Origin of the sequence: Streptomyces sp. GC420, from assembly GCF_009916105.1 — a bacterium.
Lineage (GTDB): Bacteria > Actinomycetota > Actinomycetes > Streptomycetales > Streptomycetaceae > Streptomyces.
The window spans coordinates 1-22,149 of the sequence record NZ_JAAAXQ010000098.1 but is presented as its reverse complement, the minus strand read 5'-3'; the positions used below and the strand labels follow the sequence as shown (position 1 = coordinate 22,149).

At 71.9% G+C, this 22,149-nt stretch carries 20 protein-coding genes and 1 pseudogene; 3 read left to right on the top strand and 18 right to left on the bottom strand.

All coding sequences use genetic code 11. From position 1 onward, the window contains the following. Nucleotides 1-12 precede the first annotated feature (12 nt). From GUY61_RS14905 to GUY61_RS14840, 14 genes are all read right to left on the bottom strand, one after another. Complete coding sequence (locus GUY61_RS14905; protein WP_166630632.1) at nt 13-1,251, bottom strand: cytochrome P450; 1,239 nt, start codon at nt 1,249-1,251, stop codon at nt 13-15. 130 nt (nt 1,252-1,381) lie between these two features. Then, entirely contained in the window at nt 1,382-2,038 is a 657-nt protein-coding gene (locus GUY61_RS14900) for a response regulator transcription factor (protein WP_166630631.1), read from the bottom strand. Continuing rightward, on the bottom strand, nt 2,035-3,528 hold the full coding sequence (locus GUY61_RS14895) for a sensor histidine kinase (RefSeq protein WP_208106002.1): 1,494 nt from the start codon (nt 3,526-3,528) through the stop codon (nt 2,035-2,037). Before GUY61_RS14895 ends, GUY61_RS14900 begins: the two co-directional genes overlap by 4 nt. Before the next feature lie 195 nt (nt 3,529-3,723). Continuing rightward, nucleotides 3,724-4,545, bottom strand: a complete 822-nt coding sequence (locus tag GUY61_RS14890) for an NAD(P)H-binding protein (protein ID WP_166630630.1) — start codon at nt 4,543-4,545, stop codon at nt 3,724-3,726. Nucleotides 4,546-4,736: 191 nt separating this feature from the next. Then, complete coding sequence (locus GUY61_RS14885) at nt 4,737-5,702, bottom strand: S9 family peptidase (RefSeq protein ID WP_243766469.1); 966 nt, start codon at nt 5,700-5,702, stop codon at nt 4,737-4,739. A 299-nt stretch (nt 5,703-6,001) separates the two neighbouring features. Beyond that, nucleotides 6,002-7,228 carry a kynureninase gene (kynU, locus tag GUY61_RS14880; protein WP_166630629.1) on the bottom strand — a complete coding sequence of 409 codons (1,227 nt, stop codon included), beginning with the start codon at nt 7,226-7,228 and terminating at the stop codon, nt 6,002-6,004. Beyond that, nucleotides 7,221-8,051, bottom strand: a complete 831-nt coding sequence (locus GUY61_RS14875; RefSeq protein ID WP_166630628.1) for a tryptophan 2,3-dioxygenase family protein — start codon at nt 8,049-8,051, stop codon at nt 7,221-7,223. The genes kynU and GUY61_RS14875 overlap by 8 nt, the downstream gene beginning before the upstream one ends. A gap of 210 nt (nt 8,052-8,261) precedes the next feature. Then, nucleotides 8,262-8,675, bottom strand: a complete 414-nt coding sequence (locus GUY61_RS14870) for a DUF3151 domain-containing protein (RefSeq protein WP_166630627.1) — start codon at nt 8,673-8,675, stop codon at nt 8,262-8,264. Between the two features lie 86 nt (nt 8,676-8,761). After that, nucleotides 8,762-10,357 carry an MFS transporter gene (locus GUY61_RS14865; RefSeq protein WP_166630626.1) on the bottom strand — a complete coding sequence of 532 codons (1,596 nt, stop codon included), beginning with the start codon at nt 10,355-10,357 and terminating at the stop codon, nt 8,762-8,764. Nucleotides 10,358-10,706: 349 nt separating this feature from the next. Further along, a complete protein-coding gene (locus tag GUY61_RS14860; protein WP_166630625.1) occupies nt 10,707-11,870 on the bottom strand; it encodes a MalY/PatB family protein in 1,164 nt (387 codons plus the stop codon). A gap of 82 nt (nt 11,871-11,952) precedes the next feature. Beyond that, a complete protein-coding gene (gene fbaA, locus GUY61_RS14855; RefSeq protein ID WP_166630624.1) occupies nt 11,953-12,975 on the bottom strand; it encodes a class II fructose-bisphosphate aldolase in 1,023 nt (340 codons plus the stop codon). A 213-nt stretch (nt 12,976-13,188) separates the two neighbouring features. Continuing rightward, nucleotides 13,189-13,737, bottom strand: a complete 549-nt coding sequence (gene pyrE, locus GUY61_RS14850; RefSeq protein WP_166630623.1) for an orotate phosphoribosyltransferase — start codon at nt 13,735-13,737, stop codon at nt 13,189-13,191. A 207-nt stretch (nt 13,738-13,944) separates the two neighbouring features. Beyond that, nucleotides 13,945-14,775, bottom strand: a complete 831-nt coding sequence (locus GUY61_RS14845; protein WP_166630622.1) for an aldose 1-epimerase — start codon at nt 14,773-14,775, stop codon at nt 13,945-13,947. 158 nt (nt 14,776-14,933) lie between these two features. After that, nucleotides 14,934-15,860: an SRPBCC domain-containing protein gene (locus tag GUY61_RS14840; RefSeq protein WP_166630621.1), complete on the bottom strand. Its 927-nt coding sequence runs from the start codon at nt 15,858-15,860 to the stop codon at nt 14,934-14,936. Nucleotides 15,861-16,538: 678 nt separating this feature from the next. Here GUY61_RS14840 and GUY61_RS14835 point away from each other — a divergent pair. The 3 genes and pseudogenes from GUY61_RS14835 to GUY61_RS14825 all read left to right on the top strand — a co-directional run bounded on the left by GUY61_RS14835 (nt 16,539) and on the right by GUY61_RS14825 (nt 17,571). Next, a complete protein-coding gene (locus tag GUY61_RS14835) occupies nt 16,539-16,895 on the top strand; it encodes a hypothetical protein (protein WP_166630620.1) in 357 nt (118 codons plus the stop codon). An 83-nt stretch (nt 16,896-16,978) separates the two neighbouring features. Next, nucleotides 16,979-17,173: pseudogene (locus GUY61_RS14830) on the top strand (transcriptional regulator); the annotation flags it as partial. 95 nt (nt 17,174-17,268) lie between these two features. Continuing rightward, on the top strand, nt 17,269-17,571 hold the full coding sequence (locus GUY61_RS14825) for a hypothetical protein (RefSeq protein WP_166630619.1): 303 nt from the start codon (nt 17,269-17,271) through the stop codon (nt 17,569-17,571). 10 nt (nt 17,572-17,581) lie between these two features. Here the strand turns inward: GUY61_RS14825 and GUY61_RS14820 are convergent, their stop codons facing one another. The 4 genes from GUY61_RS14820 to GUY61_RS14805 all read right to left on the bottom strand — a co-directional run bounded on the left by GUY61_RS14820 (nt 17,582) and on the right by GUY61_RS14805 (nt 21,708). Beyond that, nucleotides 17,582-17,983 (bottom strand): hypothetical protein, encoded by a 402-nt coding sequence (locus tag GUY61_RS14820; protein WP_208106000.1) that lies wholly within the window; start codon nt 17,981-17,983, stop codon nt 17,582-17,584. A 322-nt stretch (nt 17,984-18,305) separates the two neighbouring features. Continuing rightward, complete coding sequence (locus GUY61_RS14815) at nt 18,306-19,043, bottom strand: dienelactone hydrolase family protein (RefSeq protein WP_166630618.1); 738 nt, start codon at nt 19,041-19,043, stop codon at nt 18,306-18,308. Nucleotides 19,044-19,190: 147 nt separating this feature from the next. After that, nucleotides 19,191-20,768, bottom strand: a complete 1,578-nt coding sequence (locus GUY61_RS14810) for a polyamine aminopropyltransferase (protein WP_208105999.1) — start codon at nt 20,766-20,768, stop codon at nt 19,191-19,193. A 421-nt stretch (nt 20,769-21,189) separates the two neighbouring features. Next, nucleotides 21,190-21,708 (bottom strand): DUF2617 family protein, encoded by a 519-nt coding sequence (locus GUY61_RS14805; protein WP_166630617.1) that lies wholly within the window; start codon nt 21,706-21,708, stop codon nt 21,190-21,192. Between the last annotated feature and the right edge of the window lie 441 nt (nt 21,709-22,149).

The following is a 22,149-nucleotide window of genomic DNA, read 5'->3' as shown; positions in this document are numbered from 1 at the left end:
CCCCTGGAGTACTCAGACCTCGACCAGCAGGTCCTCCAGGCCCCTGATGACGTAGCCGGGCTTCCAGCACGGCTCGCGCACCAGCCGCATCCCGGGCGCCCGGCGCAGCAGCGCCCCGAAGGAGGCGGCCAGTTCGATGCGGGCGAGCGGCGCGCCCAGGCAGTAGTGGATGCCGGCGCCGAAGGTGATGTGCGGGTTGTCGGTGCGGGACAGGTCGAGGGTGTCGGGGTCGGTGAAGCGTGCGGGGTCCCGGTTGGCGGAGCCGAAGAGGAGGGCCACCTCGGAACCGCGCGGGATGACCGTGCCCCCGACCTCGATGTCGTCGAGGACCCAGCGCTCGAACATCTGCAGCGGGGTGTCGAAGCGCAGCAGTTCTTCCACAGCTGTGGACAGCAGGCCGTGGTCGGCGCGCAGGTCCGCGAGCCGCTCCGGATGCCGGAACAGCGTCCACCAGCCGTTGACGGTGGAGTTGACGGTCGCTTCGTGGCCCGCGTTCAGCAGCAGCACGCAGGTGGAGATCATCTCCTGTTCGCTGAGCCGCTCCCCTCCCTCGTTGGCCGCGATCAGAGCACTGACCAGGTCCTCGCCCGGCGCCTCGCGACGTTCCGCAATCAATTCGCGCAAATAGGACGAGAACTCGATGGAGGCGCGCACGGCGCGCCGTGCGGTCTCCTCCCCCGGGTTCAGCTCGAACATGCCGCAGATGTCGGCGGACCAGGGCCGCAGCAGCGGGCGGTCGCTCTCCGGGATGCCCAGCATCTCGGCGATCACGGCCACCGGCAGCGGCTCGGCGACCGCGGCCAGCAGATCCCCGCCGCCCTCCGCGACGAAGGACTCGACCAGTTCGTCGGCGATCCGCCGGACCGTCGGCGCCAGCCGCTCCACCGTGCGCGGGGTGAACGCCTTCGACACCAGACGCCGTATCCGCGTGTGGTCGGGCGCCTCCAGATCGAGCAGGCCGTGACCGTTCAGGGTGTGGAAAGGCTCGTGCTCCTCGGGCGGCGGGGTCCGCCCGAACTCCTCGTGGGTGAAGCGGTGCAGATAGGTCCGCCCGAGTCGGCGGTCCCTGAGCAGCGCGCTCACATCGGCGTAGTGCGGGATCAGCCACTGCCGGCTGGGCTCGAACCAGTGAGCCCGTCCGGCCTCGCGCAGCCGGGCGTACGCCGGATAGGGGTCGGCGACGAAGGAGCGGGACCACGGGTCGAAAACACCCGTCAGTCCCGGAGTCTGTCCACCGGGAAAATGCAGCATGGCGGATGCTAACTCGCCCCGCCCGGCCGAGGCAGGGCGCCTCGGCCGTCACCGGCCGAGACGTGGCATACGCCATACGCACGCGTGCCGGGCACAGTCGTCACCGCGTCCGTCGCCCCCAGCCCGGTCGTCAGCCCGGGGTGACGAGCCGGGCCTCGTAGGCGAAGACCGCCGCCTGCGTCCTGTCGCGCAGCCCCAGTTTCACGAGGATGCGGCTGACATGCGTCTTGATGGTGGACTCGGCGACCACGAGATGCGCCGCGATCTCGGCGTTGGAGAGCCCTTGCGCGATCAGGACCAGCACCTCCGTCTCCCGTTCGGTCAGATCACCGACCTGTTCGAGCGCGGGCTGCTTCGGCGAGCCGAGCCGGGTGAACTCGGTGATCAGACGCCGCGTAACGGCCGGGGCGAGCAGCGCCTCGCCGTCCGCGACGACCCGCACCCCCTCGGCGAGTTGCCGGGCCGAGGCATCCTTGAGGAGGAAGCCGGAGGCTCCGGCGCGCAGCGCCTGGAAGACGTACTCGTCGAGGTCGAAGGTGGTCAGCACCAGCACCTTGGCGTCGCCGTCGGCAGCGACGATCTCGCGGGTGGCCTCCAGACCGTTCATCTCCGGCATCCGGATGTCCATGAGCACCACGTCGGGACGCAGCGCGGCGACCTGGCCGACCGCTTCGCGGCCGTTGACGGCCTCGCCGACGACCTCCATGTCCGGCTGGGCGTTCAGCAGGACCGAGAAGCCCTCCCGCACCATCATCTGGTCGTCGACGACCAGGATCCTGATGGTCATCCCTTCCGCCCCTCCGTGTCCTCCGCCCCGTCTGCGGGCGTGGCCGAGGATGCGGATGCCTCTCCCGTGGCCGCCCCGGACCCGGACCCGGCCGCAGACCCGGCCCCGGCCGCGGACCGAGGCGCGGACGCGGACGCGGACGCAGTCTCGGGCATGGACTCCGGATCGGACTCCGGATCGGACTCCGGATCGGACTCCGCGCCGAGGCCGGGAAGCGGTATGAACACGGTGACCTGGTAACCCGCCCCCGGCACCGGGCCGTTGGTCATCTCCCCGCCCAGCATGGCTACCCGCTCCCGCATCCCCTTGATGCCGTGCCCGGCGCCGGGCGAGGGCTTCACCAGACCCTTCGGCATCCCGTTCACGATCCGCAGGCCGAGGCCGCCGAGCACATACGACAGCTCCACCCGGGCCTCCGCCCCGGGCGCGTGCCGCAGCACATTGCTCAGCGCCTCCTGAATGATCCGGTACGCCGACAGTTCCACACCCTGCGGCAGTTCCCTGACGAACCCGGTGACGGTCTTCTCCACCGTCGGCCCGGCCTCGCGGACATTGGCGAGGAGCGCGTCGAGGTCGGCGAGCGTGGGCTGCGGCGCGTCGGGGGCCTCGTAGTCCTCGGCGCGGACGACACCGAGGATCCGGCGCAGTTCCGTGAGCGCGGCCACCGCGTTCTCCCGGATCGTGACGAATGCCTGTTCCAGCTCAGGCGGCGGGTTCTCCACACGGTAGGGCGCCGCCTCCGCCTGGATGGCGACCACCGACATGTGGTGCGCCACCACGTCGTGCAGTTCCCGGGCGATCGTGGTGCGCTCCTCCAGCGTCGTACGGCGCTCCCGCTCGACCTCGGTGACGGACCGCTGGGCGGTGATCTCCTGCTTCGCCGTGCGGCGGGTGTGCACCACCGTCACCAGCAGCAGGGCGAACGCGGACACGACGGCGAACGGGCCGACCATGTCTCCGCTGTATCCGGTCCCGGCGAGGAAGGACATCACGAATCCTTCGGCCAGCGTCAGCAACCACATCCACACGGCGATGCGGGGCTTGGTCCGGCACGCCACCACCACCATGACCGTCAGGTGCCCGACGAAGGTGGTTGCCGTCCACGGCCACCGGTCGTACGGCGAGTACGCGACGACGGCGGTGACCGGTGCGGCGATCACCGACAGCCACCAGGCGCCGATGGGCCGCGTCAGCGTCAGCACCACCGGCAGCGCCGGCAGGAGACCGGCCAGCACCGGGCCGAGGTAGTAGCCGTCGCCCGACACCAGGCCGATCAGGACCACCAGGGCGGCCGCCGCCAGCACCAGGGCGTGCGGAGTCCACCGCGCCTTCTCCCTCAGCCGGCCCGGAAGCCACCGGATGAGCGGCAGGTCCGTCGAGACCGGGGCCAGAGGCCGGTAGGCGAATGCGTCGTCCGTCAGGTCCCGGCGCAGACTCCGCAGCAGACCGGCCACGAGACGGTACTCGGGGCTGCGCTCCACCTCGTCCATGACACCGCCCATCCCCCGCGGACCGCCCGGGTACCGCCTGCCGGTCCCGGCCGTCCGCCGCGTCTCGTTCACAGTCGTCTCGTTCACGCTGCCAACGTAGGGCGCGGCCGGGGGCCGGGGCGTCCCCAGTGAAGCGGATCCTGACGGGTCCGTCTCAAGGACTACGGGACGCACAGGGGTTACGACCAGGGGGTCTCAGGGGCGGAAGGCCGCCGCGTGCTCCCGGGCCCACTCGGCGAACGTGCGCGCGGGCCGCCCGGTGACCTCCTCGACGGTTCCCAGCACCGTACAACCCTCGGGAGGCGTGTTCCCGTACACCGTGATCAGGAAGTCGACGGTCTCCTGCGGCAGGCCCGCGGCCCGCCACCGCTCCCGTGCCTCCGCCTCGCTCAGCTCGACCAGCCGGATCGCCTGCCCGCGCACCCGGGCCAGTGCGTCCACCTTGTCCCGCAGCGTCAGCACCTCGGGCCCGGTGATGGTGTACGTCTTCCCGGCGTGTCCCTCCCGCGTGAGCGCGACCGCGGCCACGGCTCCGATGTCCGCCTCGTGGACCATGGCGCTCAGCCGCCCGGTGAAGGGCTCGCGGACCGCGCCCTCCGCGCGAATGCCCTCCGCCCACTCCAGCGCGTTCGACATGAACTCGACGGGCATCAGCACCGTCCAGTCCAGCCCGCTCTCCTCCACGGCGTCCTGAAGGGGTGTGCGTCCGCCGCCGAAGAGGACCGTGACCCGCCGTACACCGGCCTCGCGTGCCAGCTCCACGATGTCGGGTCCCGTCGTCAGCGGCTCGAACAGCGCACCGCCGAAGGTGATCAGGTGCACCGCGTCCACGCCCTCGAAGGCGGGCCCCAGCGAGTCCGGGTCGGTCAGATCGCCCCGTACGACGTCGACACCCGCGGGCAGGTCCGCCCTGTCCGGGCGGCGGGTCAGCGCCCGCACCCGCTCGCCCCTGCGGACGAGTTCCGCGACCACCTGCCGCCCGACGCTTCCGGTCGCTCCGGTCACGAGGATCGTCATGTCTGCTCCTGCCCCTGAGTGGCTGACTGGCTCACCGCCACCGTAGGGAGGATTGAGGCCGGTTTCCGTCTCCAATAACCGTGCCCAATAAGCCCGGCGAGCCGGACATGTGCCCGGCGGACGAGGCCCGGCGCCGCGGCCGGAGGCCGCCTCGGCGGACGAGTCGGGGGGAGCCGGACGAGTCCAGGGGGTCAGGCGAGTCGGGCAAGTCGGGCGATCTCCTCGGCCACCCGTGCACACGCCTCCGTCACCGGGTCGATCAGCGGGAAGTGCCCGGCACCGTCCAGCAGCACCAGCCGCACCGGCTCGCCCGCCTTCGCCGCCGCGTCCGCGAACGACTCGGCGACCCGCGGCGGCACGACGATGTCGGTGCGCCCCTGCACCAGCGTGGTGGCGACACCGGTCGGCAGCAGCGCCACGGGGTCGGCGTACGGCAGCCGCTCCTCGAACCGCCCAGCCCCGCCCAGCAGTTGTGCGGAGGCATGCGAGCACACGCCCAGTTCCTCCGCCCGGACGAGGTCCGCGATGGGCGCGAGCGCGACGACACCGCGCAGCGGCGTGGCCGCCGCGCGCCACGGTGAGTCCGCGGGGAGCAGGTGCCGGGCGGACGCCCACAGCGCGAGGTGGCCGCCCGCGGAATGGCCCGTCACCACGGTGCGGCCGACGTCCGCCTGCGGGAGGACGCCGGCGGCGAGGTCCGGCAGGGCGTCCATGGCCGCCGCCACGTCGTCGAAGGTCTCCGGCCAGCGCCCCGCCTCGCCGCTCTCCACGCCGCCGTCCCCGCCGGGGCCGCGCCGGTACTCGACCGAGGCGACCGCGAATCCCCGCCCGGCCAGGAAGGCCGCGAACGGCGAGATGTGCCGCCGGTCGTACGCGGCGCGCCAGGCACCGCCGTGCAGCACCACGACCAGCGGCGCCCGGGCCGGTGCCGACGACCCGCCGCCGGCACCGTTGCTCCCACCGGGGCCTCCGCTGAGGCTTCCACCGCCGCTCCGGGGCGCGTAGAAGTCGACGAGCTGGTCGGGGTGCGTGCCGTACGAGGCGGTGGCGTCCGGTGCCACCGCCTCGTGGGAGAAGGCCGCTTCGGCCTCGGCGGCGTCCTGTGCCACGGCATCCTCGTCCGGCTGCCCCGGTACCGCTCCCGGCATGTACGGCATGTGCGCGACCCTTTCCCTCTCCGCGATCCTGACCAGCCTCTCGGCCGCCCGGCCCACCCTCTCGGCCTGCCCGCTCGGACTCCTGCCCACCCTCTCGGCCTGCCCGTTCGGACTCCTGCCCGGCCTCTCGGCCGCGCGAGGCCGCGCGAGGCCGCGCGACGCCTCGCGACGCCGCCGCACGGCACTCGGCTTCGGCCCGCTCACCGGCGCCTCCCGGCCCAGGCCTCCGCGGCGCGTCCGCCGTCCGGGGTGACGCACACCCCGGACGGCGAGAGCGCCGGAAACACGGCGGCGGACCGTCAGGCGGAGAGGACTTCCCCGAGCACGGCCCCCGCCCGCTCCACGTCCGCGAAGGAGACGTACAGCGGAGTGAAGCCGAACCGCAGGATGTCCGGCCGCCGGTGGTCGCCCACCACTCCGCGCGCGATCAGCCGCTCCATCACCGCGGCCGCGTCGGCGCAGCGCAACGACACCTGGCTGCCCCGCTCGGGGTGCGCGGCCGGGGTCACCGACTCCGCCCTGCCCTTCGGCACATACGCCTCCACGCACTCCAGGAAGAAGTCCGTCAGGGCCAGGCTCTTCGCCCGTACCGCCTCGATCCGTACGCCGTCCCACACGTCGAGCGCCGCCTCGAGTGCCAGCATGGACAGGATGTCGGGCGTGCCGACCCGGCCCCGGGGCGCGCCCGCCGCCGGAACGTACCCGGCCGTCATCCCGAACGGGTCGGCGTGCGAGTTCCAGCCGGGCAGCGGTGAGTCGAACCGCTCCTGGTGACCGGCCCGCACGTACAGGTACGCGGGCGAACCGGGGCCGCCGTTGAGGTACTTGTACGTGCAGCCGACCGCGAGGTCGACACCGTGCGCGTCCACGTCCACGGGCAGCGCGCCCGCGCTGTGGCACAGGTCCCACACCGCCAGCGCGCCCGCGTCGTGCACGGCCGCCGTGAGTCCCGGCAGGTCGTGGAGGCACCCGGCGCGGTAGTCGACGTGGTTGACGAGGGCGGCGGCGGTACGCGGTCCGAGGGCGGAGGCGAGCTCGCCCGGCGCGACGGGGACGAGCCGGCGGCCCGTCATCCTCGCCGCGGACTCGGCGATGTAACCGTCCGTCGGGAAGGTCGTGGCATCGACGAGGATCTCGTCCCGCGTGTCGTCGTCCACCAGACGGACCGCGGCGACCAGCGCCTTGAAGATGTTGACGCTCGTCGAGTCACCGACCACGACCTGGCCCGGCGCGGCCCCGATCAGCGGGGCGATCCGGTCGCCGATCCGTTCGGGCGCCGTCCACCAGCCGGACTCCGTCCAGGACCGGATGCGCAGTTCGCCCCACTCCCGGGCGACGACGTCCGCGACCCGCGCGGGAACGGCGCGGGGCAGCGCGCCCAGCGAGTTCCCGTCGAGGTACACAGTGTCGTCGAGCACGAACTCCTCGCGTTTGGCACGCAGTTCGTCGCCGGCGTCCAGCTTCCTTGCCCGGTCGACGAGCTTGGAGCGTTCGGCGTGTCGAGGGCTTCCGGACGGTTCAGACATGGCTGCGCGCCGTCCACAGCTCGGGGAAGACGTTCTTGGCGGCCCGCTTCTCCAGCCAGGCCACGCCTGCGGAACCGCCGGTGCCCGTCTTGGCGCCCATCGCGCGGCGGGTCGCCACCAGGTGGTCGTTGCGCCAACGCCACACCAGCTCGCCGACGTCGGTCAGCGCCTCGCCGAGCCGCGCCAGTTCGCTGTTCTGGTCGCCTGAGTAGATCCGCGCCCACACCTCCTCGACCTCCGCCGAGGGCTCGTAGCGCTGCGACAGGTCGCGCCGCAGCACGGACTCGGGCACCGGGAGTCCGCGCCGGGCGAGGAGCCGCAGCACCTCGTCGTACAGGCTCGGCTCGTGCAGCGCCTTCTCCAGCTCCGCGTGCACGCGGGGCGCGCCCCGGTGCGGGACGAGCATCGACGCCGACTTGTCGCCGAGCAGGAACTCCATCCGCCGGTACATCGCCGACTGGAAGCCGGAACCCTCGCCGAGGGCCCCGCGGTACGAGTTGAACTGGGCGGGGGTGAGCTGCGACAACGGCCGCCAGGAGGCGTTCAGCGCCTCCAGTTCGCGCACGCTCCGCTTGAGGGCGTCCATCGCGACGGGGATCCGGTCCTCGCGCAGCGCGCGGCCCGCGGTCTCCCACTCGTGCACGATGACGGTGAACCACAACTCCATGACCTGGGTCGTCACCAGGAACACCATCTCGCCGGGATCGTCGGAGAGCGGGTGCTGGAGGTGGGTGAGGACGTCCGCCTGGACGTAGTCCTCATAGGGGGTGGTGCCCGCGAAATCGAGATTCGGGGTCTCTTCCGTCTCGGGGCGATGGGACATCGCTGTCTCCTCGATACGTACTACCGGGTAGCGGTCCGCTCCTTCCGTTCGGCAATGGAGCCCCGGTCCCCTCGGGCCCGCCGTCCTACGGCCGGGCCCAACCGAATCATCTGTCCCGTTCGGGAAAACGGCAAGGCCCGCCCGGCGCCGATACGCCGGGCGGGCCTCATCGGGACGTGCCGCGCACGCCCCGTACGGCGCGCGGGAGACTCAGCCGAGGGTCTCGGCGGCCGTCCGGGACGAGTCCCTCAGGAACGTCGTGCAGCGCTCGTACTCCTCCTGCTCACCGACGGACTGCGCCGCGCGCGCCAGCGCGTGCAGGGCCCGCAGGAAACCCCGGTTGGGCTCGTGCTCCCACGGCACGGGCCCGTGCCCCTTCCAGCCGTTGCGGCGCAACGCGTCCAGCCCGCGGTGGTAACCCGTACGCGCGTAGGCGTACGACTCGACGACCCGGCCGCCCGCGAAGGCGTCGTCGGCGAGCTGGGCCCAGGCCAGCGAGGAGGTCGGGTACTTCGCGGCGACGTCGGCCGGCGCCGTGCCCTTCGCGAGCAGCTCGCGCGGCTCGGGGTCGTCGGGGAGATGCGTCGGGGGCGGACCCCCGAGAAGGTTCTCGTGAATGGACATGGGCTCCAGTCTGCACTTTCCGGCGCGGCGATGCCGGGCGCGGGCGTCCGTCACTCCTCGTCCGCCCCTCAGTCCTCGGGCGTCCGTCACTCCTCGTCCGCCCGGCGCCCGGCCGGGGCGGAGCCGCAGGCCGCCTCCAGCGCCGGGGACACCACGGGGCACTGCACACTGCACTCGGGACGGGCGCGTTCGGCCCCGGGGGCGGGGGTCCGCACGGTGACCCAGGCGACGCCGGCCCCCAGCACCAGTACTCCCGCGCAGAGCAGCATCGCGCGGCCGAAGGCGACGTCGAACTCGGTGGCGGAGCGGTACACCTCCGGTCCCATGCCGGTGAGCAGGGGGAGGGCTGCCACGGCGACCAGGCCGGCCGCGCGTGCCGCGGCGTTGTTGATGCCGCTGGCGAGACCGGCACGGCCCGTCTCGACGGAGGCGAGGACCGTCGCGGTGAGCGGCGCGACGAGGGCCACCATGCCGAGACCGAGCACGACCAGGGCGGGCAGGGCGTCGAGGACGTACGAGGTGTCCTCGCCCACCCTCGTCATCAGCAGCATGCCTGCGGCGCACAGCAGGGGGCCGGCCGTCAGCGGCAGCCGGGGCCCGGTGCGCCTGGCCAGGGCGCCGGAGCGGGCGGAGAGCAGGAGCATCAGGACGGTGGTCGGGAGCAGTGCGGTGCCGGCGCCGAGCGCGGAGTAGCCGGAGACGACCTGCAACTGGAGGACGGAGAGGAAGAAGAACCCGCTGAACGCCGCGTACACGCAGACGGTGACCACGTTGACCACAGTGAACAGCCTCGACGCGAAGACGGAGGGCGGGAGCATGGGCTCCGGGCGGCGCCGTTCGACCAGCACGAACACGACCCCGGCGGCGACCCCGGCGACCGCGGCGGCCGGTGCCGCGTCGATGAGGGCGTACGTCACGAGCGCGAGCGCGGCGGCCCCCAGGAAGGCGCCCAGTACGTCGAAGCGGCCCCGCTGCCGCGGGTCGCGCGACTCCGGCACGTGTTTGAGGGCCACCGGCACGCACAGCGCGGCCAGTGGGACATTGAGCAGGAACACCCACCGCCAGCCCGGGCCGTCCACCAGCCAGCCGCCGAGGAAGGGGCCGACGGCGGCCCCGACGCCGCCCAGCCCGGACCAGAGGCCGACGGCCTTCGCCCGGTCGTCCGGGTGGAACGACGCCTGGATCAGGGCGAGCGAGCCGGGGGTCAGCAGGGCCCCGCCGACGCCTTGGAGGGCACGCGCGGCGATCAGCACCGCGGCGTTGGTCGCGAGGCCGCACAGCAGTGAGGCGACGGCGAACCACACCACGCCGATGACGAAGATCCTGCGGCGTCCGTAGCGGTCGCCCAGCGCCCCGCCCAGCAGGATGAGTCCGGCGAGGGTCAGCATGTAGCCGTTGACGGTCCACTGGAGGGCCGCCATGTCGGTGTCGAAGTCGCGTCCGATGCGGGGCAGCGCGACGTTCACGACGGTCGAGTCGAGCAGGGCCATCGTGGACCCCAGCACGGTCGCCAGCAGCACCCACCGCCCCGGCCCGGTCCCGACCCTGAGCGGGCCGCCGGGCTCCTGGTCCTGCCGGCCGTCGGTCTCGGGCGCCTCACCGCCGCCGCCCGAATCCCCGGATCCCGGGCCCGGGGATCCCGGGCCTGCGGAACCCGGGCCCGGCGACCCCGACTGCTCCATGGAATCCGCGCCGTCACCGGACACGCTCCCCGGAGGGTTTCGCGGCCGGTGGGGCCGACCGCTGTCGCCGTCCATACACAGGATCATCCTCGCGCCCGGCCGGTACGGCCAGCCGTGGAGCACGGCGACCCGGAGAGCGCCCCGCGCGCCCCGGGAGGGGCGTCCGCACCGGGCGGCGCATCGCCCGACTACGCGTCGCCGAAGCCGCCCCACCGCCGTCACCGCCGCCGTCGAAGGCCGGGGAGTCCGGGGAGGAAGTGGCCGCCGGACACCGGCCGGGGTGGGCCGCGCCCGGCGGCCCACCCATCCTTACCGGGTGCCCGGTCCGGGGCGGAGCCGGGTGGCGGCGTCAGCCGGTCAGCGTCCGCAGCGCCCTCACCAGGGCGTCCGCGCCCGCCTCCGCCTTCGACCTGGGACAGCCCAGGTTGAGCCGTACAAAGCCGGCGCCGTCCGGCCCGTACACCGTGCCCGGCATCACGGCGACCCTCTCTCCCTCGACGAGTTCGCGCTGCAGGGCCTCGTCGTCCGTGCCGAGGGGCCGCAGATCGACCCAGGCCAGGTAGCCGGCTTCCGGCGGCGTCCAGCGCAGCGGGGGGAAGGCACCGTTCAGCCGGTCGGCGAGCATCCGCAGGTTCCCCCGCACGTAGGCGCGCAGCGCGTCCAGCCAGGGCCCGCCCTCGCGGTAGGCGGCGATATGGGCGGTCAGCGAGAGCACCGCGGGCGAGGCGAGGCCCTCGCCGGTCTCCATCCGCCTGATGTACACGTCCCGCTCCGCGGGGTCGCCGATGATTCCGTACGCGCCGGTCAGCGCGGGGAAGTTGAAGGACTTGGTCGCGGAGGTGATCACCGCCCAGCGGCCTCCCGTCGCCCCGCCGAACCTCGTCCACGGCAGGTGCCGGTGCCCGTCGTGCACCAGGTCGGCGTGGATCTCGTCGCTGATCACGGCAGTTCCGTACCGCCGCGCGAGGGCCGCGAACCGGGCGAGTTCACTCTCCGTCCACACCCGGCCCGTCGGATTGTGCGGGGAGCACAGCAGCAGCACCTTGCTGCCGGGCCTGGCCAGCTGCCGCTCAAGCTCCGCGTCGTCGCCGACCGGTACGCCGCGCAGCTCCCGCCCCAGCCCGGATATCGCCTTCAGAAATCCGTCGTACGTCGGCGTGTGGACGACGATCCCGTCACCCTCCGCCGTCCACATCCGCAGCAGCTGCGAGAGCTGGTTGAGCACGGACGGGCCGTAGACCACGGTCTCGGGGTCGAGCGGGGTCCCGTAGCGGGTGGCGTGCCAGTGGGTGACGGCGGAGAGAAAGTCGTCGTGGCGCCACGTGGTGTAACCGAACACACCGTGGTCGAGGCGTGCCCGCAGCGCGGCCAGAACCTCCGGCGGGGAGGTGAAGTCCATGTCCGAGATGGTGAACGGCAGCAGCCCGGGAGTGCCGAACCGGTCCTCCACCCGGTCCCACTGCACGCACCAGGTTCCGCGCCGGTCGACGGGCGTGTCGAAGTCGTACCGCACTGACTGCCTCCGCGGGGGTCATGGGCGAGGGCCCGGTCCACGGCGGCACGCCGTGGACCGGGCCCTCGTAGGGAAAGAGCGACTACTTCAGCCTGGTACCCGTGGAGCGCAGGTTCGCGCACGCCTCGGCGACGCGCTCGGCCATGGACGCCTCGGCCAGCTTGCCCCAGCTGCGCGGGTCGTAGGTCTTCTTCGAGCCGACCTCGCCGTCGACCTTCAGAACACCGTCGTAGTTGCGGAACATGTGGTCCGCGATGGGGCGGGTGAAGGCGTACTGGGTGTCGGTGTCGATGTTCATCTTGACGACACCGTTCTCCAGCGCGGTGGTGATCTCCTCGACCGTGGAGCCGGAGCCGCCGTGGAAGACGAAGTCGAAGGGGCTGGCCTTGCCGTACTTGGCCGCCACACCCTCCTGGAGGTCCTTCAGCAGCTCGGGGCGGAGGACGACGTTGCCCGGCTTGTATACGCCGTGGACGTTTCCGAAGGAGGCGGCCAGCAGGTAGCGGCCGTTCTCACCCAGACCCAGGGCCTCGGCGGTGCGCAGGGCGTCGTCGACGGTGGTGTAGAGCTCGTCGTTGATCTCGTGCGTGACGCCGTCCTCCTCGCCGCCGGTCGGGGTGATCTCGACCTCGAGGATGATCTTGGCTGCCGCGGCCCGGGCCAGCAGCTCGTGGCCAATGGCCAGGTTGTCGGCGAGGGTCTCGGCGGAGCCGTCCCACATGTGGGACTGGAACAGCGGGTTCTGGCCGGCCTCGACGCGCTTGCGGGAGACCTCCAGCAGCGGGCGCACGTACCCGTCGAGCTTGTCCTTCGGGCAGTGGTCGGTGTGCAGGGCGACGGTGACGGGGTACTTCTCGGCGACGATGTGCGCGAACTCGGCCAGCGCGACCGCACCGGTCACCATGTCCTTGCTGTACTGACCGCCGAGGAACTCGGCGCCTCCGGTCGAGATCTGGATGATGCCGTCACTCTCGGCCTCCGCGAAACCGCGCAGGGCGGCGTGCAGGGTCTGCGTCGAGGTCACGTTGATGGCCGGGTAGGCGAACTTGCCTGCCTTCGCCCGGTCGAGCATCTCGTTGTAGACCTCGGGGGTTGCGATGGGCATCTGTCCGCTCCTTGTGATGTGCGGGTGTGCGAAATGGGCCCTGACCAGTGGGTGACGTCATCGTCGCGGCCTATCTTCCCAGATGCCTCCGCCGACTCCACCCTGCGGACAGCACACAAAGGGGTGAGGCCTTGGGTGTTTCACGTGAAACACCCAAGGCCCAAGGAAAGCCCGGATCAAGCCCGGATCAAGCCCGGATCAGAGGCCCGGTGCTCAGGCCAGTCCCAGGTCCTCCTGGCCGTACGCGAACACATAGGGCACGCCCGCGCCTTCGGTGATCTTCTCGGCGGCGCCGGTCGCCCGGTCCACGATCGTCGCCACCGCGACCACCTCGCCGCCGGCCTCGCGGACCGCCTCCACGGCGGTGAGCGGCGAACCGCCCGTCGTCGAGGTGTCCTCGACGACCAGGACCCGGCGGCCCTTGATGTCCGGTCCCTCGATACGGCGCTGGAGGCCGTGCGCCTTGGCGGCCTTGCGGACGACGAAGGCGTCGAGCGTCCGGCCGCGGGCGGCGGCCGCGTGCAGCATCGCGGTGGCCACCGGGTCGGCGCCCATGGTCAGCCCGCCCACGGCGTCGAAGTCGAACTCGGCGGTGACGTCCAGCATGACCTGGCCCACCAGGGGAGCCGCGACCCCGTCCAGCGTGATGCGGCGCAGATCGATGTAGTAGTCGGCCTCCAGACCCGAGGAGAGGGTCACCTTGCCGTGCACCACGGCCTTGTCCTTGATCTGCTGCAACAGCTCGGAACGTACGTCAGTCATGGCTATGAGCTTATGCGGTCCCCCGAGGAGGGACAGCGGGCCCGGACTCCGTCCGGTCGCGGGTCGAGCGACCGCGCCTGAACCCGCTGCCGGGTCGGGACGCCGGACCGGGTCAGGGCCGGGTCAGGGCCGGGTCAGGGCCGGGTCGGACGCGGGGTCGGTGCGGTCGCGGGGTCGGTGCGGGACCGGCGCGGGACCGGCGCCGGGTCAGGACTCGGACCGGTCCGGCAGGCGGCGCCAGCTCCAGGTGGTCTCGATCTCCAGCGGGTCGATCGGCGTCACCAGGCGCGGGTGGGTGTTGAGCCCGTTGGGCGGCCCCGACTGCGGCTCCACGCAGACGGCCTCGGCCTGTTCGTCGTACACCACCACCCACTCCACGTGGCTGGTGATCCTGAGCTCCAGTTGCTCTGGCCAGGTGAGCTTGACGTCGACGCCGTCGGGCATGCCGAAGCAGTCGTCCCAGGGGCCCGGCAGCGGGTCGATACGGCGGCCGGTGGGCAGGTGGTCCTCGCCGCGCTCCTCCTGCCACGACGGGGTGAACTCCATCGTCACGTCGTCGCCGCCGGTGCCGAGGTTGCGCAGGAACCAAGGGTGCCAGCCGGCCTGGGCGGGGAACGAGTTCTCGTACGTCTCCACACCGAGGCGGGTGGTCAGGGCGTCCTCGGAGAGCTCGAAGATCTGCGTGACCCGGCCGCTGTACGGCCAGGGCTCGACGAGGTCGTACGTGAACACCGCCTCGGTCCCGGAGACCCGGATCGTCTTCCACACGCCGTCACGGACCGTGCCGTGGATGGCGTGGGGCCCGGCGTCGACGGGCAGCCGATGCCGGACGGCACCGTTCCGGAACTGGCCGAGGGCGGTGCGCCCGCACCACGGAACCATCGGAAAGCTGCCGAACCTGGGCCCCTGGCGCAGCAGTTCCGTACCGTCGATACGCAGGCTGCCGAGCCGGCAGCCGTTCTCCGGGTGCACGGTCAGTTCCGCGCCACCGGCCTTGAGCCGTACCCCGGCTCCGGTCGTCGTCTCATGGGTGCTCACACCCTCGACCCTAGCGGTGGGAACGCTCCCGCGGTCTCCCGTCCCCCTGGGGTGCGGGCGACCGACCGCCGGGGGACGGGCCCGTGGGACCCGCGGTGTTCACGAGGTCCGCGGGGACCGCGGGGACCGCGGGGCAGGCCTCCGGGCGGTGTCCGGTCTCAGCGGCGGCGCCGCAGCGCCCGCGCGAGGAGGACGGCGGAGGCGACCGCGAGAGCGGCCGCGGGCGCCGCCCAGCGCAGGGTGGCGGTGGCGGAGGAGACGGTCTCGGGTGCGGGGACGGGTGCGTAGCGGCCGCGCGGCGGAGCGTGGTCGACCTCCTCCGCGCTGCGGCCGATCATCGTCCGGCGTGCGTGGGCGGCCTCGGCGGGCGGTTCCTCGTCGTCGGCGAGCGGATCGAGCGAGGACGGCGGCACCTCTGCCTCGAACACCGACGAGGGATCCTCCCCGGCCTCGGGTTCCAGCTCGGCCTCGTCGAGCCAGTCCCGCTCGGCGGGTTCCTCCTGCGCCACGTCAGCCACGTCAGCCACGTCAGCCGCTTCCGCTTCGGACTCCGCGCCGAGCAGGGCTTCTTCCTCCGCCTCCTCGCGGTCCCCGTGCTCCTCGGGGCCCGTGGCCCCGGCGCCCGTCCCGGGCTCCCCGCCCGCCGACGACTCCTCCAGCACCTGGGCCAGCTGTGTGCCGAAGCGGTCCAGCAGCCGCCTGCCTGCGGACTCGGTCTGCTCGGCGCCGAGTTCGGCGAGCCTGCCGTCTCCCGACGCCGTCCCGGTGAAGGTCAGGGCCGTACCGGACGGCGTCTCCGCCAGGGTGAGGCCGAGCGCGAGCTTGACGGAGCCGGTGCCACGGGCCTCCGCGCCGTCGGCCTGCGCCGTGTACGCCGCGCCGGAACCGGTGACCCGCAGGGTGCCCCGGTAGGTGATCGACGTGCTGCCGACCCGGACCTTGAGGCGGCCCGAGACGGTGCCGGGCTCGGCCGGCTCGCTCGCGTCCTGCTGGAGTCCGGGCAGGCAGCGGGCCAGGCGGTCGGGGTCGGCAAGCACCTGCCGGACGGACTCCGCCGGGAACGGAACGAACACCTCATGCTCCATGGCAGCCGAGCCTACCCACGCATCCCACATGGGAACCCGTCCATGCTCGAACTTCGACGAGGGTTGACGGCTGCTCGCCGGAGAGTATTCACAAGGTCGGGTTAGCCCGATCGTGCGATGGTCGGTTTACGGGGTCGGTTTACGGGCTTGCGGCGTGCTGAGCTGTTCGGGCTACGGTGATCGTGCGGTCCGGGACGCCGGGTACGGCGCCTGGGGCACCCCCGGCGGGTAGCTGGGGAAGTGCGGGGCCCCCGCTCCACCGGAGTGATGGTCCGGGGCCTTCCCGTCGCCTCCGGCCGTATCCGTCCTGCCGGGTCGTAAGGGAACCGGCCTCCCGGGACCGGACCGCGGACGGGATTCGAGTCGCCGCCCCGGGGCCGAGTACGCCGGGGACCAGTGCGCCCAAGACCGTCCGGGGCGTGCGGCTGAACGGGCCCACTCCCGCTCAGCCTTCAGGAACGGTAACGGGGTTCAGCCGAGATACGCGTCAAGGGGGCAATGAGTAGATCTTGATGCGGCTTTACCGGCCTTGGTACTGGTGGACTCGCGTATTCAACTGTCGCGAGTACTGCTGCCCAAGCGTCGTCGCAGTCACTGTGTGTGCTGGGGGCGTCGCAGGGGCATGGCCTGTGCCGTGCAGCAACTCGCGGTCTGGCCGTCGATGGCTAACCTGCTCTCATGCCGGAGAAGGTGCCCAGAGCGATCAAGCGTGTGAGCAAGCAGGACCTGGTAGAACTGAGTTCGAAGAGCGAGCGCCTTCGCCTCGGCAGGGGGCGTGAGGCCGGGTGGCTTGATCAGCACCTGGCCGACGATGCGACGGGGTCTCTGCGAGCGATTCTTCTTGAGCATCCGCCCAAGCTCTGTTACCGCTCCCTCGTCCTGATCAAGCGAGCCGACCGGGAAGTCGAGCACTTCCCACTCGACGTGCTGCCGGAGGACTTCGACCGGCTTGAGGACATCGCCGGTGAAGCTCTGCTCACCTTCACGCGCTGGGCGTTGATGCAGATTCCGCTGAGTCCCTTGCCTGCGGGGTAGCAGGTTCGTTCAGCCGACCGCAGGTTCAGGTACTGCTCCGTGGCCTCCAGCCTGGTGGCGACCGCCAGTGGTCACCAGAGGCGTATCGGCTCCAGGTCCCCCCGGCCTCGGAGGTCACCCTCGCCTACGAAGGTCTGGAGATGACCGCCGAACCCGGCCTCACCCTCACCATCTACACCGCAGAACCCGCCTCCCCCTCCGAACAGAGCCTGCGCCCGCTCGCCTCCTGGGCAGCCACGCCCCAGACCGCCGCACCCGAACGACACGCCACTGACTGAGAGGGGGCACTCCATCGCCGCCCTCGCCCGCGACCACGGTCACCGTCCGGCTGGGAGAACCGCCGTCCCCGCTGCCGCAGCCCATCGCCGACCTGATGCGGGCCTACCTCCAGTCCCGGCAACACCTGCCCTACGCCAGCAGCAGGAGCTCGCAGTGGCTCTTCCCTGGCCGCCAGCCCGGACAGCCGATGAATCCGGTCAGCCTCCAGGTTCATCTGCGTGAGATCGGCGTCCCGCCGCAGCGCGGCAGGACTTCCGCCATTCGCCAGCTCGTCCTCCAGGCCCCGGCCCCCGTCATCGCGAAGGCGCTCGGCTACCACGACAAGACGGCCGCCCGCCTGGTCACCGAAGCCGGAGGAACATGGAGCCGATACGCCCCCGGCGACCACCAGCGATGAAGCGCCGTACTCAGGCTGGGTCCGCTGAGCCTCGTTTGTCCTCAACGTGGACGACCTGAAGCTCGTTGCCGTCCCGGTGGCGCTTGGAACGTCCGAACAGCCCGACAGCGATGTGTGACTGATCCTGAGGCTCATCGGGGCCGACATAGGTAAGGACATCGTTGTGATGCCCGGTGACGACCCATCCCTCGACGTCCTTGAGGTCGATCACCCCAAAGTCTCCTGCCGAAGATCCCGCATGCGCCGGGCCGAACTTCTTCAGGAGGTCGGTGGCCTGTTCGGCAAGCTCCCCGTCCGGACCGGTCAGCACGACACAAGTGCCATGCTCGAACAGCACCCACGACTTGCGAGGGTCGGCGAGAAGCTGCTGCCAGACGTCTATCAGTATCTCGGTGTCCACGCCGATCATCATGCCGCAGGGCACCGACACAGGGTGACGATCGGCCGACGGCTCCGGCGAATACGCGACTCCTGAACATGCGGGCCTACCAGTCCCGAGGCCGTTTACGCATGGTCAGCAGAGCGACGCCGTAGTAAATGCGTACATCTCGCCCTGGAAGCCGGAACGGTCCGCCGCGGGTCGCGACGATCACGGCCAGGGCTCCCTCGCAGCAAATCCGGTATTCACTGCGGCAGTTGTGAATACGTCTCCGCGATCGCACAACTACCCGAATGCGGGTCTGCTGTGCAGTGCGCGATGCCGACGAGGCCTGGCACCAACATGTTTGCCTGGGTCATGCCCCCAAGTTCTCCATCACAGGCAGGCACTCGGTGAGCAGGTCGACGACGTCGCGCCAGGCTCGCTGTGCGTGCTGTGGGTGGTAGCCGACGCCGGGGACCACGGGGTGGTCGACCGGCGGGTGGTGGAAGGCGTGCAAGGCTCCGCCATAGACCGCGAGGCGCCAGTCGACGCCCGCAGCCTGCATCTCGGCGGTGAACGCGTTCCGTTGCTCGGGCGGCATGATCGGGTCTTCCGACCCGACCCCGGCCCACACCGGGCAGCGAATGCGCGCCGCCTCGCCCGGTCGACCCGTGGTCAGTGCGTTGACTGTCCCGATCGCGCGCAGGCTGACGCCGCCGCGCCCGAGTTCCAGCCCGACGGCGCCCCCGGTGCCGTAGCCGACGGCGGCGATCCGGTCGGGGTCAGTCCGGGGCTCGGTGCGCAGCACGTCGAGCGCCGCATGGCCGATCCCCCGCATGCGGTCGGGATCAGCGAGCAGTGGCATGCAACGGGCCAGCATCTCCTCGGGGTCACCCAAATAGCGCCCGCCGTGGAGGTCGAAGGCCAGCGCTACATATCCCAGCTCGGCGAGAGCATCGGCCCGGCGGCGCTCGACGTCGCTGAGCCCCATGCCCTCCGGGCCGAGCAGCACCGCAGGCCGGCGGTCGACACCGGCCGGGAGCGCGAGGTGCCCGATCATCGTCAAACCGTCGGCCGGATACTCGACCGTACGCGTCGTAATCGTCGTCATGAGACTGGACTGTAGTGATCGTCGAGCCCGGTCCGGCCGGTGTTCTGCCGCTGGCAGAACAGCGCGGGTGTCCCTCTGAAATGCGGCGAGGGCCCCGGCGCTCAGGGCTTCAAGATCATCCCGTTGCCCCTTTGGCGCGTATCTCGGTCACACCCCGTAACGCGGATGCACCAGCGTCGACGGCGGCATCCCCTCGATCCGCTGCCGCCCGGCCGCCCGTACGGCCCGCTCCAGGCCGGTCACGGTCAGGGTTCGCAGCCGGGGAGCCCGCGGCGCGAGGGCGGCACGGGGCCGGGCACGGGCAGCGAGCAGGAAGCCCCGGTCGTGCCGGGTGTACGGCAGGGTGCGCAGTCCGGCGGCGCGCACGGTGGCGTCGGCGGTCCACAGGACACCGGGCCGCCCCTTCGTGGCCCCGGTGTGCACGGCGAGCCGTCCTCCGGGGCGCAGAACCCGGGCCGCTAGCCCGTAGAACTCCTGCGAGTACAGCTTGGCGGCGGCGGTGTGGGAGGGGTCGGGCAGGTCGGCGACCACGACGTCGTACCCGCCGGTCCCGGCCCGCTCCGGCCCCAGAACTCCGGGCCCCAGGGCTCCCGGACCCGTGCGGCCTGACTCCGCACGGTCCGCCTCCTTGCGGCCCGCCTCCTTGCGCAGCCAGCCGAAGACGTCCCCGATCCTCACCCGCACCCGGGGATCGGCGAGAGCCTCACCGTTCATCGCGCGCAGCGCGGGGTCGGTTCCGGCGAGACGGACCATGGCCGGGTCGGGGTCCACCACCGTCACCGCCGAGACGTCCCCGTACCTCAGGACCTCGGCGGCGGCAAGGCCGTCACCACCGCCCAGGACCAGCACATGTCGGCGCGGGCCCCCGGCCATGGCCGGGTGCACCAGCGTCTCGTGGTAGCGGTGCGGCGCCCGGCCCCCGGCGCGCAGCCGTCCGTCGACGTAGATGTCGGCGGGACCGCGGGCGGGTCCGGTCAGCACGATGTCCTGTACGCCGGTGTGCAGCGCGACGCGTACGTCATCTCCGTAGACGGCCTGCCTCGCGGCCCGTTCGAAGTCGTCGGCCAGCACCGTGCCCGCGGCCAGCAGGGCGAGCACGCAGGCGTTCGCGGCGAGCAGCCACCAGCGCGCCCGGCGCCCCAGGTCGCCGCGGAACAGCCAGAGCACCAGCGCCCCGCCGGCGATCACGTTCACGGCGCCGGTGACCAGGGCCCCCGTGAGCTGGCCCAGGCACGGCAGCAGCAGGAAGGGGAAGGCCAGCCCGCCGACGAGGGCGCCCACGTAGTCGGCGGCGAACAGGTCGGCCACGGCCCCGCCCGCGTCCTGCCGGCGCACCCGCTGGATCAGGGTCATCAGCAAGGGCACCTCGGCCCCGATCAGCACTCCGATGGCCAGCGAGAATCCGACCAGGACCGGGCGTGAGGCGCCCAGCCAGGCGAAGGCGGCGTGCAGCGCCATCGCGGAGGCGCCGCCGGTCAGCGCGAGAGCGGCCTCGACGGCACCGAACCCAGCGGCTGCCCGGCCGCGCAGCCGTTTGGCCAGGAGCGAGCCCAGGCCCATCGCGAAGACCATCACGGACAGCACGAGGGAAGCCTGGGTGACCGAGTCCCCGCTCAAGTACGAGGCGAGGGCAACGAGTTCGAGCTCGTACACCAGTCCGCAGGCCGCACACACGAAGGCGGCACCGAGCACGAGCAGCCGTCCCGCCCCCGGCGGAACGGGCAGCCGGGCGTGCGTCTGCGGATCGGGCGCATCCCGCCGCTCCCGCGGCTCCTGCGGCTCCCGTGCCCCAGGTCCGCCGGACGACCGGGCCGCCACGGAGGAGTCGATCACGCCGGGAACGCTACGTTACGATCCCGGTGCTTTTGGTCACCCACAAGGGTTCAATGAGGTTTCGAACCGGTTGCCGCAGTTCAGCCCCACCGACTCGGGATGCGGCCGCCAGGACTCGCACTTATGTTCACCGGCGCGGGCGCGTTCCGTGCGCCGCGCGAGGCCCGCGCGCGGCGCGCACGGCCGCTTCCCGATCCCCGTCCTCCCACACGGGCTCCCGGGCGCACGCGCCCGGTCCGGAAGTCGGGGGTCACCGGAACGGGCAGGGGGCCGGGAGCCGAGGCCGGGTACCCGGTACCCGGTACCGGCGATCTCAGAGCGGGGCCGGCGCCCTGACGCCGACCCTGGTACGGGTTGCGACCAGACAGCTCTCCTGCGGATAGGAGTGCCAGGTGCGCCAGCTGACCTGGCCGTCCTGACGCTGCACCAGGAGGGCGGTGAAGGCGTGCGGGCTGCCGGGGAAGGTGCCGGCCAGGCCGTGCGGGTGATCGGACACCAGGGCGAGCAACTCCTGGGCCCGGCCCGCGAAGGAGCCCTTGGACAGGGTCTCCACACGGGCGGCGAATTCGTACTCCCAGTTTCCGATCCGCTCGGAGACGCCGAGCGGAAGCGGATTGCTGCTCCCCGGCATACAGGCGACCGTCTCCGAGCAGGATTCCCGGTCCTCCTCGATGATGACCTGGTGCGAGGCACCGAGCAGTCTCAACTGCACCTCCGCGGAGCCGAGTCGCACGTCCTGGACGGCCAGGGCTGGCAGCGGTTCCTTGCCCAGGCACCAGGACAGATCCGAAGCGCGCGTGTCGGTATAGGCGGTCTTGAGGGTCGTGAGCATGGGTCGGCTCCGCAAACACGCAGTGGAAGGTGGGCCGGCCCACCCCGGGCGGAAACAAGGGGGTTGGTTCACCGGCGCGTGCCCATCAGGGTCCGAGGGCTGCGATTACGTCAGAGAGGGAATCATGAATTGCCCGGCGCCCACAGCGCTTTTACCCATCTTCTCCGGGTTTCCATCCACGAGAGGGCCAACCAGTTCAACTGTTCAACTTCATAGTCGAGTTCATGGTTACGCCCGGTGGGAGAAAACCCACCGGGCGCATATGCGGGGGCCGTTGCACCGGAGGCAATCCCTCCGGCCGCGCGTGCCGGCCCCCGGACGACCAGGGGTACGGCCGGGACGGGGGGCAGGAGGAACAGCAGGACTGGGACTCTCCGGCGGAGGAACCCGAGCACCCGTTCTTCGCGGGTACCGAGGACGACGCGCGTAGCGGCAGTCGCG